Raw genomic sequence first — 12,523 nt, 5'->3', positions numbered from 1 at the left:
CCCCTCGCCTGCGCCCGCGTCGCGTACGTGAATGCCGCGAAATAGCACACGGTCTTCTCCCAATCGGGAGGAAGGTGGACACGGTTTCTGGACGTCCCGCGCGGGCTTCGAATTGGACGCCGCGCCCTGGCGACCGGAGATCGCTTTCCGCTCGGTCAGGGCCGCTACGCGGTCCGGCCCGGCCCGGCACAGCATGCCGGGCGCTCGCGTGGATGCGCGGCATGCCGCGCAAGCCACCCACGCTCTCCCTGCCCTGACTCGCGCGCAAAACATCCATGTTTTGCTTGCCGCGACCCCCGGTCGCCAGGGCACGGCTCACTGCGACTGGGTCTGCGATGCTTCGATGGGCAGCGTTTTTCGAAGCCAACCTAGTGGCTGACCGAGCCGGGGAGCAACCCCCGGCCCGGGACGACTCCCAGCCGCAGGCCTGACCCAGCCCCTCGCAATCCGGCCGCCTCCCCTCGAATGGAGAAGGATCAAACAAAAGCCCCGCCGAAGCGGGGCCATGTCGAGTCACGTCGCGGGACTGCCACGGGCGAACCGGTGTTCCGGCTGCCCATTCCCGGGTCCCGCTCGGGTACTCAGGCGTCGTCGCCCTTCATGTCGTCATCGCCGGCAACCACTTCGGCGGCGGCCCATTCCAGCGCTTCGCGCTCCTTGCGCTGGCGCTCGGCCTTGTCGACGGCGTCGATGAAGGGCTGGTCGATGCGGCGCGCGGCGATCTCGCGCAGCGCCAGCACGGTCGGCTTGTCCTGCGCCTCGGCGTTGTCGATCTGCGGCTCGACGCCATTGGCAAGCTGGCGCGCGCGCTTGGCGGCCATCATGACGAGTTCGAAGCGGTTGTCGACGACTTCCAGGCAATCTTGCACGGTGATGCGGGCCATAGGTCTCCCGGCGGCCTGCGGCCGTCGATCAATTCGGATAGGACCGCGTATTCTATAGGAATTCGCGCCGCTGGCGCAATACCAACGTTTGGAATCAGTGACTTGCGGCAGAAACCGCGCTTGCGGCCGAGACTGGCTTCAGCCCTCGACCAGCAGCGCGGCGATCAGGCCGGCGTGGCGCTGCACCTGGATCGTGCGGCGCAGGCGGCTGGCCAGGAAGATCGCGCACATCTCGTCCACCGCGACCTCGAAGTCCTCGTTGACGATCACGTAGTCGAACTCGGCGTGGTGCGACATCTCCTCGCGGGCGTTGGCCATGCGCCGCGCGATGACCTCCTCGCTGTCCTGGCCGCGCTTGCGCATGCGCTCCTCGAGCGCGGCGCGCGAGGGCGGCAGGATGAATACGCTGACGGCATCGGGCACCTGCGACTTCACCTGCTGCGCGCCTTGCCAGTCGATCTCCAGCAGCACGTCGCGCCCGGCCGCCAGCTGCGGCTCGACCGACTGCCGGGCCGTGCCCTTCCAGTCGCCGTGCACCTGCGCGTACTCGAAGAAATCGCCGGCGCCGATCATCGCCTTGAACTCGTCGGCATCGACGAAGTGGTAGTGCTCGGCGTGACGCTCGCCCGGCCGCGGCGCGCGCGAGGTGAACGAGATCGACAGGCAGATGTTGCGATCCCGCGCCAGGCAGGTGTTGACGATGCTCGACTTGCCGGCGCCGGAGGGCGCGGCAACGATGAAAAGGGTTCCGCGCATCGGGCCGGGATTCTTGATTGCGGTCTGGGGATTGGACACGGCGGATTCGGCCTGGGTCGGTGCGCAATCGTACCGGCTTGGCGTCCGATCCCGAATTCCGCCCTCGCGGCTACTCGATGTTCTGCACCTGCTCGCGGATCTGGTCGATCAGCACCTTCAGCTCGACCGCGGCATTGCTGGTGCGGGCGTCGACCGACTTGGAGCCGAGCGTGTTGGCCTCGCGGTTGAACTCCTGCAGCAGGAAGTCCAGGCGGCGCCCGACCGGTTCCTTCTGCCGGAACACGCGGCGGATCTCGTCGATGTGGCTGGACAGGCGGTCGAGCTCCTCGTCCACGTCGAGCTTCTGCAGCGACAGCACCAGCTCCTGCTCCACGCGCGCGGGATCGGCGGCCTGGGCAAGCTCGGCCAGGCGCGCCTGCAGCTTGGCGCGCTGGCCGTCGCGGATCAGCGGCACCAGGCCGCGCACTTCGCCGGCGATGCGCTCGATGCCGTCCACGCGCTCCAGGATCGCGGTCACCAGCTTGCCGCCCTCGCGCTCGCGCGCGGCGATGAAGTCGGCGAGCACCACGTCGAGCAAGGCCAGCGCCTGCGCCTGCAGTTCGGCTGGATCGCCGGCCTGCGACTGCAGCACGCCCGGGAACTGCAGCAGCTCGACCAGGCCCACGCGCAGCTCCGGGAAGCGGCTTCGAAGTCCGCCGGCAAGCTCGCCCAGTCGATCGACCAGCGCCTCGTCCACCTGCAGCGACACGGCGCCTTCGCTAGCGCGCAGGCGCAGGGTCAGGTCGAGCTTGCCGCGCGAGACGCGTGTCGACACGCGTTCGCGCAGCGCGGGTTCCAGCGCGCGCAACTCGTCGGGCAGGCGCGCGCCCAGCTCGAGGAAACGGTGGTTGACCGCGCGCAGCTCGCAGCCGAGCGTGCCCCACGGGGTGTTGCGCTCGCCCGAGGCGTAGGCGGTCATGCTGCGGATCGACATCGGGCATCCAGTGCGTGCGGGGAGGCAATGGTAATCTGGGACCCCTTTTTCTGCCGGAAATCCACGCATGAGCATTGCCCGCCCCAGCGGCCGCGCGCCCGATCAATTGCGCGAAGTCCGCATCGAGCGCGGCTACACACGTCATGCGGAGGGCTCGGTGCTGGTCTCTTTCGGCCAGACCCGCGTGCTGTGCAACGCCAGCGTCGACAACAAGGTCCCCGGCTTCCTGCGCGGCAAGGGCGAGGGCTGGGTGACCGCCGAATACGGCATGCTGCCGCGCGCCACCCATACCCGCAGCGACCGCGAAGCCTCGCGCGGCAAGCAGGGCGGGCGCACGCTGGAGATCCAGCGCCTGATCGGCCGCACGCTGCGCGCCTGCATCGATCGCGGCGCGCTGGGCGAGCGCACCATCACCCTGGACTGCGACGTGCTGCAGGCCGACGGCGGCACCCGCACCGCGGCCATCACTGGCGCCTACGTCGCGCTGGTGGACGCGGTGCGCTGGCTGCAGAAGCGCCGCGAGATCACCCGCGACCCGGTGTTTGGCGCGGTGGCCGCGGTGTCGGTCGGCGTCTACCGCGGTGTGCCGGTGCTGGACCTGGACTACGCCGAGGACAGCAACTGCGACACCGACATGAACGTGGTGATGAACGACGGTGGCGGCTTTATCGAGCTGCAGGGCACGGCCGAGGGCCACGCCTTCCGCCGCGACGAGCTTGACGCCCTGCTCGGTCTGGCCGAAGGCGGCATCGCGACCCTGCTCGAACGCCAGCGGGAAGCGCTGGCGCAATGAGCACGGCGCCGCGGCCGCTGGTGCTGGCGTCCAGCAACGCCGGCAAGCTGGAGGAGTTGCGCGCGCTGCTGGCCGCCGATGGCTTCGAGGTGCGCGCGCAGACCGAGTTCGGTGTCGCCGACGCCGATGAAACCGGCCTGAGCTTCATCGAGAACGCGATCCTCAAGGCCCGCCACGCCTGCCGCGCCACCGGGCTGCCCGCATTGGCGGACGACTCGGGCCTGTGCGTGGATGCGCTCGACGGTGCGCCCGGCCTGTATTCGGCGCGCTACGCCGGTGGCCACGGCGACGCCGAACGCAACATCGACCAGCTGCTGCACGAGCTGGTCGATGTGCCCGACGAATGCCGCGGTGCGCACTTCGTGTGCGCGCTGGCGCTGCTGCAGCACGAGCACGACCCGCAGCCGATCGTGGTCGAAGGGCGCTGGCCTGGGCGCATCCTGCGCGAGCGCCGCGGCAGCGGCGGCCATGGCTACGACCCGGTGTTCCTGGATCCTGCGCACGGCCAGACCGCGGCGGAAATGCCGCTGGGCCTGAAGAACGGGCTGAGCCATCGCGGCCAGGCGCTCGTGCTGTTGCGCGAACGGCTTTCCACGGTTTCCACACATGCTGGCGATGCCATCCATGGCGCAAGACGCTCGCCCTGACGACCACCTGCCCGGCCATCCATGGCCGGGCGTTCAGCAGCGCGCGGGCCAGTGGCCCGCAAACGCGCTGCTTCACCCGCCGCCGCTCTCGCTCTACGTGCACCTGCCCTGGTGCGTGCGCAAGTGTCCCTACTGCGATTTCAACTCGCACCAGGCGCGCGGGCCACTGCCGTTCGAGGGCTACGTCGACGCTTTGCTCGCCGACTTTGACCATGACCTGCCGCTGGTCTGGGGCCGCACCGTGCGTTCGGTGTTCTTCGGAGGCGGCACGCCAAGCCTGTTCCCGGCCGCCGCGATCGATCGCTTCCTGCAGGGGGCGTCGGCGCGCCTGCGCTTCGCGCCCGGGCTGGAGATCACCCTGGAGACCAACCCGGGCACGGCCGAGCACGGCCGCTTCAACGACTACCTGGCCGCCGGCGTGAACCGGATCAGCTTCGGCATCCAGAGCTTCGATGACGGCTGTCTGCAGCGGCTGGGCCGCATCCACGATGCCGCCCAGGCCGAGGCGGCGGTGAAGCTGGCGCAGGACGCCGGATACGACAATCTCAACCTGGACCTGATGTACGCCCTGCCCGGCCAGTCGCTGCCGATGGCGCTGGCGGATGTGGAACGCGCCGTCGCCCTGGCGCCCGCGCACGTCTCGCACTACCAGCTCACCCTGGAGCCGAACACCGTATTCGCCGCGCGGCCGCCTGAAGGCGTTCCCGACGAAGACCTGGCCTGGGACATGCAGGAGCACTGCCAGGCGCTGCTGGCGCAGTCGGGCTACGCGCAATACGAGGTGTCCGCCTACGCCCGCCCGGGGCGCCAGTGCGCGCACAACCTCAACTACTGGCGCTTCGGCGATTACCTGGGGATCGGCGCCGGCGCGCACGGCAAGCTCACCCTGGGCGCGGAGCAGGCGATCCTGCGCCGCTGGAAGCTCCGCCATCCGACGGCATGGCTGGCGGCCGCTGGCACTGAAGCCGCCATCGGCGGCGACGAGCGTGTCGCTCCGGCGCAGCGCCCCTTCGAGTTCATGCTCAACGCGCTGCGGCTGGTGGACGGCTTTGCCATCTCGGATTTCGAGGCGCGCTGCGGGCTGCCCCTGGCTGCGATCGAGGCCCCGCTGGCGGAGGCCGTGGACAAGGGCTGGCTGCTGCGCGATGGCGCGCGCGTCGTGCCCACCGCGCTGGGACGCCGCTTCGGCAACGACGTCATCGCGCTGTTCCTCGATGAAGGCCCCGCGCCCGCAAGTGGGCAATCCGTCGCAGTCGTGTAAGTATTCGCGCACCTCGGGCCGGTCACAGGCGATGCCGACACACACTTCCAGAGACTCCGCGATGCCTCGGTCGATTGCCACCGCAGGGCTGCCGCGCCGGGTGCGCGCCGCGCTGGAAGCCGCACTGACCACGGTCACCGATGCCCTCGAGCCGAAGCTGGGATCGATGCTCGACGAGTTCGAGGAAGAACTGTTCCGACTGGCCGACCAGGCGCGCAGCCCCGGGATGGAGTCGGGCTACATGCAGACGCTGCGGGCCTTCCGCCTCAACCGGTCCGATCTGGTGCCGCGCTTCATCCTCGAGGTCGAGGCGTCGGTGGCGACCATCCGCAGCCCGGCGACCGCGCCCTTCGCGTCCGGCGCTTCGGATTCCGGCCGCCCGGCCCAGTCCGGCTTCGGCAAGTTGAGCCTGGTCGACGAGACGGTGATGGACGAGGGCATGGTGCTGCGCGAGATCGCCAGCCGCCAGGAAGGGCGCGCCAGCCTGGCGCTGCACCTGCTTGGCCAGCGCTTCGGCGTGCTCGCCGGCGCGCCGGCGTTCGACGCAGAGCGGCTGCCGCTCGGCCCGCACTCGGTCTGCCGCGCAATCGGCGCGGTGGCCAAGGCGTTGGACATCGAACACGATTCGCGCCTGCTGCTCTACCGCATCTTCGACCGGCACGTGATGTCGGGCTACCCGCAGGTGCTGGAGGGGCTCGACAGGCTGCTCGACCAGGAGGGCATCCTCAGCGGCCTGACCCATGTGCCTGTGCGTGTGCGGCCTTCGCCGCAGCGGACCGAAGACGTACGTGCGCCGGGAGCAGGTGCTGGCAGCGGCGATCGTGGCGCTTCGGGTGGCTCGGGCGAAGGCGCGGCAACAGCCGCCGACGCTGGACGGCAAGCCCCTGCCCGTGGCCCGCAGCGCCCGCATACCGGATGGCCTGGCGAGCCGATCGAGGCGCGCGAGGTCGACGAGCAGGTCGAGACCGAGCAGCTGCAGCAACTGCTGCACAGCCGCCGCGAGCTGCTCGGCAAGCTCCGCCCCGCCCGGCGCATGGCCGCTGGCGCGGTGATCAGCAGCGAGGACATGCACGCCGCACTCGGTCACCTGCAGGCGCAGCCACTGTCGGTGGCCGGCGCCCCGCAGACCCTGGCCGACGTCAAGCAGACCCTGCTTGCGCAGGCGCGCCAGCGCGGCGGCGTGCACGCGGAACTGTCGCCACGCGACAACGACACCTTCGAGTTGCTGGGCATGTTGTTCAGCAACCTCGAGGAAGAGATCCGTGCGGAGGCGCCGGCTGCGGCCCTGGTCAAGCGGCTGCAGGTGCCGTTGCTGCGCGTCGCGCTGCAGGACAGCGCGTTCTTCGTGCGCAGCCGCCATCCCGCGCGGCAGTTGCTGAACACGGTCGCCGAGAGCGCGGCCAAGTGGCTCGACGATGCCGATTTCGACCCGAACTTCCTGGCACCGCTGCAGGGCGCGGTCAACCAGATCGTGGAGAAGTACGACGGCGACATCGAGGTCTTCAGCGCCTCCAACGAGCAGCTGCAGACCCACCTGCAGGCGCAGGTCCGCAAGTCCGAATTGCTGGAGAAGCGGCACACCGAGGCCGCGCGCGGCAAGGAAAAGCTCGAAGTCGCCAAGCTCCGCGCCGCCGAGGTCATGGCCGAAGTGGTCGGCGACCAGCGCCTGCCGCGCTTCAGCCGCGCCCTGCTCAACCAGGCCTGGGCCGACGTATTGACCCTGACCCTGCTGCGCCAGGGCGAAGGCTCCGAAGCCTGGACCCGGCAGGTCGACGCCACCCGCCGCATCACCGAGGCCTGCACGCGCGACGACGCCGAGCGCGACCCGGAGCTGGTCGCGCACATCGAATCGGCGCTGGCCCAGGTCGGCTACCACGGCGACGAGGCCAGCGTCATCGCGCAGCGGCTGACCAGCAGCCGGTCGGACGAGGAAGACGGCGATCCGGCTTCGCGCACCGAGCTGGCGATGAAGCTCAAGGCGCGCACCCGGTTGGGTGAAGACGCCGAGCGCAAGAAGCCGGTGTTGCCGCCGCGCACGCCCGATGAGCAGGCCCGCTACGAGCAGTTGCGGGTGCTGCCGTTCGGCACCTGGATCGAGTTCACCACCAACCAGCAGGGCGACGTGGTGCGGCGCCGACTGTCCTGGTACAGCCTGCTCACCGGCAACGCCCTGTTCGTCAACAATCGCGGCCAGCGCATGGGCGAGCAATCGCTCGACAGCGTGGCGCGGCTGCTGGCTTCGGGACAGGCGAAGATCGTCACCAGTGGCCAGGCGCGCCTGGTCGACCGCGCCTGGCAGGCGGCGATGCACGCGCTGCGCAGTTTCGCCGGGCTGGGCGAACGCGGCGACGCAGCCCCGGAGGCGCAGCCATGACGCAAGAGTTCCGGCGCGCCAAGCGGCGCAAGGCCTCCGACACCATCCTGGTCACCGACACGATGACCGGGCATGTGATCGGCCGCATCGGCAACGTGTCCCAGAGCGGCATGCTGCTGATTGCCAGCGAACCGCTGGTCGACGACGCGCTGTACCAGCTGCAGTTCACCCTGCCCCACGACCAGGGGTCGGTCGCGGTCGACGTCGGCGCGCACCTGTTGTGGATGGACCACGCCAGCGCGCGCTCGCAGCTGTGGGCGGGCCTCCGCTTCATCGCGCTGGGCGCCGAGCAATCGCGGCGCTTGCGCAGCTGGATCGAGGCGCCGGGGAGTCATTACGAGTAGCTGGGATTGCACTCGGCATCCGCAGGCGCGGACGCTGGGATGGGCGCGGCCGGAAGCTGTCATCCCGAGCGCAGCGAGGGACCTGACGTGGCGCGGCGCCTGCAGTGGTCGGGGCCTTGCGGCAGAATGACGCCACGTTCTCACGCGGAATTCCCCCACCATGCCCACTGCCGCCTCCCTCTACGCCGACCATCTGGCCACCCTGCAGGCCCGCACCGCGACCGCGCTCGAGCGCGGCGGTTTCGAGCATCTGGTGGTGCCCAGCGGCACGCTGCACTACCAGGTCTTCGACGACCGCGACTATCCCTATGCCGCCAACCCGCAGTTCAAGCACTGGCTGCCGCTGACGCGCAACCCGGGCAGCTGGATCGTCGCCACCCCGGGCGCGAAGCCGAAACTGGTCTACCTGCAGCCGCGTGATTATTGGCATGTGGTGCCGCAGGCGCCGGAAGGCTATTGGGTCGAGCACTTCGACATCGTGGTGGTCCGCAAGCCCGAGGACGCACTCAAGCACCTGCCGCGCAATGCGCAGCGCTGCGCGGTGCTGGGCGAGGCGCAGAGCGCGCTGGGCAAGTACGGCGCGTTCCAGCCCAACAATCCGCAGCCGGTGCTCGACTACCTGGAATACCACCGCGCCTTCAAGACGCCGTACGAGATCGAGATGATGCGCGAGGCGACCCGCCGCGGCGTGCGCGCGCACCAGGCGGCCGAGCGTGCCTTCCGCGCCGGCTCCAGCGAGTTCGGCATCCACCTGTCGTACTGCCAGGCGGCCGGCCAGGACGCGGGCGAGCTGCCCTACTCCAACATCGTCGCGCTCAACGAGCATGGCGCGGTGCTGCACTACACCGAACTCGATCGCGTGCCGCCAAAGCCCATACGCAGCTTCCTGCTCGATGCCGGTGCCAGCCACGGCGGCTACGCCTGCGACATCACCCGCACCCACGCGCAGGACACCGCCGGCGATTTCCAGGCGCTGATCGATGCGGTCGACACGGCCGAACAGGCGATGTGCGCGCAGGTGCGCAGCGGCGTCGACTACCGGCAGCTGCACCTGGACGCGCACCTGGCGCTGGCCGGCATCCTCAGGGACGCAGGCGTGAGCACCGTGTCGGCCGAGGAAGCAGTGGCTACAGGCGTCAGCAGCGCGTTCTTCCCGCACGGCATCGGTCACGGGCTTGGCCTGCAGGTGCACGACGTCGCCGGCTTCGCGGCCTCCGATCGCGGCGGCACCATCCCCAAGCCCGAAGGCCATCCCTACCTGCGCCTGACCCGCAGCCTGGAGCCGGGCTTCGTGGTCACGATCGAGCCGGGCATCTACTTCGTCGACATGCTGCTGGAAGACCTCAAGGCCGCAGGCCGCGGCGGCAGCGTGAACTGGGACCGCGTCGAGGCGTTCCGCCCCTACGGCGGCATCCGCATCGAGGACAACGTGGTGTGCACCGACGGCGATCCGCTCAACCTCACGCGCGAGGCATTCGCCGCGGCCTGATCGGCAGCTGTCGATGGACTGGCCTGGGCGCCTGGCCAGGGCTGGGCAGGCGTGGTCGCTTGCGGCGACGTCTGCGCCCTTGGTTTGTCATCCCGAGCGTAGCGAGGGATCTCGCCCAAGCCGCGCGACGATGATGAAGAGCAGACCCCTCGCTGCGCTCGGGATGACATTTGCCGTGCGGCCGCACGCTCATGCCGCACGGCCATGCCGAGCGCAGCCATGGGATCCGGCCCGCAGCAAGTGGAGCAGACGCTGCCCACTGACTCCGGATGGCCAGAACAGCCGGGACACCACGCCGGAACCGCTCAAATCCAGCCATACGACGACCCGTTGCCGTGCTGCAACATTCCCTGCGCCCAAAATCGGTAAGAATCGGTTCACCGGCCGGGCCGGCCGTCATGGTCGAGCCCCGCCCGGAATTCGTGTTCTTTTCACGCTCCACTTTTCGGGGAAGGATTCATGCTCGAGCAGTACGGATTGGCGCTGGCACTGGTGTGTGCAGTGATTGCGATCGTCTACGGCATCATCCAGGCGCAGTGGATCAACCGGCAACCGGCCGGCAACGAGCGCATGCAGGAAATCGCAGGCGCGATCCAGGAAGGCGCGCGCGCCTACCTCAACCGGCAATACCTGACGATCGGCATCGCCGGCGCGGTGCTGTTCGTGCTGGTCGGGATCTTCCTGGACTGGTACACGGCGATCGGCTTCCTGCTCGGCGCGGTGCTGTCCGGGGCGGCCGGCTACATCGGCATGAACGTCTCGGTACGCGCCAACGTGCGCACCGCCGAAGCCGCGCGCAGGGGCATCGGCCCGGCGATGGACGTCGCCTTCAAGGGCGGCGCGATCACCGGCATGCTGGTCGTGGGCCTGGGCCTGCTGGGCGTGGCCGGCTATTGGGCGGTGCTCAACTTCGGCTTTCGCCTGCCGACTTCCGAGGTGCTGCACGCGCTGGTCGGCGTCGCCTTCGGCTCGTCGCTGATCTCGATCTTCGCGCGCCTGGGCGGCGGCATCTTCACCAAGGGCGCCGACGTCGGCGCCGACCTGGTTGGCAAGGTCGAGGCCGGCATCCCCGAGGACGACCCGCGCAACCCGGCGGTGATCGCCGACAACGTGGGCGACAACGTCGGCGACTGCGCCGGCATGGCCGCCGACCTGTTCGAAACCTACGCGGTCACGGTGATCGCGACGATGCTGCTGGGCTACCTGATGGTCGGCGAGGTCGGCAGCAACGGCGTGCTGTACCCGCTGGTGCTGGGCGGCGTGTCGATCATTGCCTCGATCATCGGCACGTTCTTCGTCAAGGTGAAGGCGGGCGGCTCGATCATGGGCGCGCTGTACAAGGGCGTGATCGTCTCGGGCGTGCTGGCGGCGATCGCCTACTTCCCCATCACGCAGGAGCTGATGGCCGACAACAGCCATGGTGCGATGAACGTCTACTGGTGCGCGCTGATCGGCCTGGCGTTGACCGGCGCGATCGTGTGGATCACCGAGTACTACACCGGCACCCAGTACGCGCCGGTGCGCCACGTGGCGCAGGCCAGCACCACCGGCCACGGCACCAACATCATCGCTGGCCTCGGCATATCGATGAAGTCGACCGCGCTGCCGGTGGTGGCGGTGTGCGCGGCGATCTGGTCCTGCTTCGCGCTGGGCGGCCTGTACGGCATCGCGATCGCGGCGACGGCGATGCTGTCGATGGCGGGCATGATCGTGGCGCTTGATGCCTACGGCCCGATCACCGACAACGCCGGCGGCATCGCCGAGATGGCGGAACTGCCGCCCGAGGTGCGCGACGTGACCGACCCGCTCGATGCAGTCGGCAACACCACCAAGGCGGTGACCAAGGGCTATGCGATCGGTTCGGCTGCACTGGCGGCACTGGTGCTGTTTGCCGACTACACGCACAACCTCGAGGCGGCCAACCCGGGCGTGACCTACGCCTTCGACCTGTCCGACCACAAGGTGATCATCGGCCTGCTGATCGGCGGCCTGATCCCCTACCTGTTCGGCGCGATGGCGATGGAAGCAGTGGGCCGCGCAGCGGGTAGCGTGGTGGAGGAAGTGCGCCGCCAGTTCCGCGAGATCCCGGGGATCATGCAGGGCACCGCGAAGCCGGACTACAGCCGGGCCGTGGACATGCTGACCAAATCGGCGATCAAGGAAATGATCGTGCCCTCGCTGCTGCCGGTCGCGGTTCCGGTCGTCGTCGGCCTGCTGCTGGGGCCGGAGGCGCTGGGTGGGCTGCTGATCGGCACGATCGTGACGGGCCTGTTCGTGGCGATCTCGATGACCACGGGCGGCGGCGCCTGGGACAACGCCAAGAAGTACATCGAGGACGGCAACTTCGGCGGCAAGGGCTCGGAGGCGCACAAGGCCTCGATCACCGGCGACACGGTGGGCGATCCCTACAAGGACACCGCCGGCCCGGCGATCAACCCGCTGATCAAGATCATCAACATCGTCGCGCTGCTGATGGTGCCGCTGCTGTAGCGGGGGCGTAGCCACGACATGAAAAGGGCGGCCTTGCGGCCGCCCTTTTCTTTGGTCCTTCTCCCAGTCGAAGGAGTCGGCCGACTTGCAAGCGACTGGATCGAGCCTGCGGCAGGGGCCGCCCCGGACCGGGGGTTGCTCCCCGGCTCGGTCAGCCATCCATGGCTGACTCGCCGCCGCAGCGCATCCATGCGCTGCTTTCCGCAACCCCCGCCCCGAAACGACTATCGTCCAGTCACTGGCGTGGCTTCGAAAAAGCTGGCCATCGAAGCATCACGGCAGCAGTCGCAGTGAGTCGTGCCCTGGCGACCGGGGGTCGCGGAAAGCAAAACATGGATGTTTTGCGCGCGAGTCAGGGCAGGATGCCCTGACCGAGCGAAGAGCGACCCCCGGTCGACAGGGCGCGGCGGCCAATCGAAACCGCGGGCCATCGCGCCGCGCCTGCAGAGGGCGAATCGACGCACACGACCAGGTCACTGGCATGCGCGTCACCCGACACGCAACGCAACCGC

The 12,523-nt window shown here is 69.2% G+C and carries 10 protein-coding genes; 7 read left to right on the top strand and 3 right to left on the bottom strand.

The window, feature by feature from the left end:
* Window positions 1–581: 581 nt before the first annotated feature.
* The 3 genes from rpoZ to ACW5EG_RS02815 all read right to left on the bottom strand — a co-directional run bounded on the left by rpoZ (window position 582) and on the right by ACW5EG_RS02815 (window position 2,598).
* Window positions 582–884 (bottom strand): DNA-directed RNA polymerase subunit omega, encoded by a 303-nt coding sequence (gene rpoZ / locus ACW5EG_RS02825; protein WP_457017256.1) that lies wholly within the window; start codon window positions 882–884, stop codon window positions 582–584.
* Window positions 885–1,022: 138 nt separating this feature from the next.
* Window positions 1,023–1,640, bottom strand: a complete 618-nt coding sequence (gene gmk, locus ACW5EG_RS02820) for a guanylate kinase (RefSeq protein WP_457017255.1) — start codon at window positions 1,638–1,640, stop codon at window positions 1,023–1,025.
* A gap of 109 nt (window positions 1,641–1,749) precedes the next feature.
* On the bottom strand, window positions 1,750–2,598 hold the full coding sequence (locus tag ACW5EG_RS02815) for a YicC/YloC family endoribonuclease (RefSeq protein ID WP_457018381.1): 849 nt from the start codon (window positions 2,596–2,598) through the stop codon (window positions 1,750–1,752).
* An 82-nt stretch (window positions 2,599–2,680) separates the two neighbouring features.
* Between ACW5EG_RS02815 and rph the strand changes: the two genes are divergently transcribed.
* The 7 genes from rph to ACW5EG_RS02780 all read left to right on the top strand — a co-directional run bounded on the left by rph (window position 2,681) and on the right by ACW5EG_RS02780 (window position 12,011).
* Entirely contained in the window at window positions 2,681–3,406 is a 726-nt protein-coding gene (rph, locus tag ACW5EG_RS02810) for a ribonuclease PH (protein WP_457017254.1), read from the top strand.
* A complete protein-coding gene (gene rdgB / locus ACW5EG_RS02805) occupies window positions 3,403–4,053 on the top strand; it encodes an RdgB/HAM1 family non-canonical purine NTP pyrophosphatase (protein WP_457020792.1) in 651 nt (216 codons plus the stop codon). Before rph ends, rdgB begins: the two co-directional genes overlap by 4 nt.
* Window positions 4,031–5,314, top strand: coding sequence for a radical SAM family heme chaperone HemW (gene hemW, locus ACW5EG_RS02800; RefSeq protein WP_457020791.1), 1,284 nt, complete (start codon window positions 4,031–4,033; stop codon window positions 5,312–5,314). Before rdgB ends, hemW begins: the two co-directional genes overlap by 23 nt.
* 61 nt (window positions 5,315–5,375) lie before the next feature.
* Window positions 5,376–7,688: a DUF1631 family protein gene (locus tag ACW5EG_RS02795; RefSeq protein ID WP_457020790.1), complete on the top strand. Its 2,313-nt coding sequence runs from the start codon at window positions 5,376–5,378 to the stop codon at window positions 7,686–7,688.
* Entirely contained in the window at window positions 7,685–8,032 is a 348-nt protein-coding gene (locus ACW5EG_RS02790) for a PilZ domain-containing protein (protein WP_457020789.1), read from the top strand. The genes ACW5EG_RS02795 and ACW5EG_RS02790 overlap by 4 nt, the downstream gene beginning before the upstream one ends.
* Window positions 8,033–8,192: 160 nt before the next feature.
* Window positions 8,193–9,521 carry a Xaa-Pro dipeptidase gene (gene pepQ / locus ACW5EG_RS02785; protein ID WP_457017249.1) on the top strand — a complete coding sequence of 443 codons (1,329 nt, stop codon included), beginning with the start codon at window positions 8,193–8,195 and terminating at the stop codon, window positions 9,519–9,521.
* A gap of 459 nt (window positions 9,522–9,980) precedes the next feature.
* Complete coding sequence (locus ACW5EG_RS02780; protein WP_457017248.1) at window positions 9,981–12,011, top strand: sodium-translocating pyrophosphatase; 2,031 nt, start codon at window positions 9,981–9,983, stop codon at window positions 12,009–12,011.
* The last annotated feature ends 512 nt before the right edge of the window (window positions 12,012–12,523 follow it).

The sequence above is a fragment of the Luteimonas sp. A611 genome, assembly GCF_054072715.1.
Note: the sequence above shows the minus strand (reverse complement) of the source record. Positions and strands in the feature narration are given on the sequence as shown.

What these genes read in the sequence shown, in the direction of transcription:
- rpoZ (WP_457017256.1), bottom strand. Translation starts at nt 884, where the DNA reads ATGGCCCGCATCACCGTGCAAGATTGCCTGGAAGTCGTCGACAACCGC.
- gmk (WP_457017255.1), bottom strand. Translation starts at nt 1,640, where the DNA reads ATGCGCGGAACCCTTTTCATCGTTGCCGCGCCCTCCGGCGCCGGCAAG.
- ACW5EG_RS02815 (WP_457018381.1), bottom strand. Translation starts at nt 2,598, where the DNA reads ATGACCGCCTACGCCTCGGGCGAGCGCAACACCCCGTGGGGCACGCTC.
- rph (WP_457017254.1), top strand. Translation starts at nt 2,681, where the DNA reads ATGAGCATTGCCCGCCCCAGCGGCCGCGCGCCCGATCAATTGCGCGAA.
- rdgB (WP_457020792.1), top strand. Translation starts at nt 3,403, where the DNA reads ATGAGCACGGCGCCGCGGCCGCTGGTGCTGGCGTCCAGCAACGCCGGC.
- hemW (WP_457020791.1), top strand. Translation starts at nt 4,031, where the DNA reads ATGGCGCAAGACGCTCGCCCTGACGACCACCTGCCCGGCCATCCATGG.
- ACW5EG_RS02795 (WP_457020790.1), top strand. Translation starts at nt 5,376, where the DNA reads ATGCCTCGGTCGATTGCCACCGCAGGGCTGCCGCGCCGGGTGCGCGCC.
- ACW5EG_RS02790 (WP_457020789.1), top strand. Translation starts at nt 7,685, where the DNA reads ATGACGCAAGAGTTCCGGCGCGCCAAGCGGCGCAAGGCCTCCGACACC.
- pepQ (WP_457017249.1), top strand. Translation starts at nt 8,193, where the DNA reads ATGCCCACTGCCGCCTCCCTCTACGCCGACCATCTGGCCACCCTGCAG.
- ACW5EG_RS02780 (WP_457017248.1), top strand. Translation starts at nt 9,981, where the DNA reads ATGCTCGAGCAGTACGGATTGGCGCTGGCACTGGTGTGTGCAGTGATT.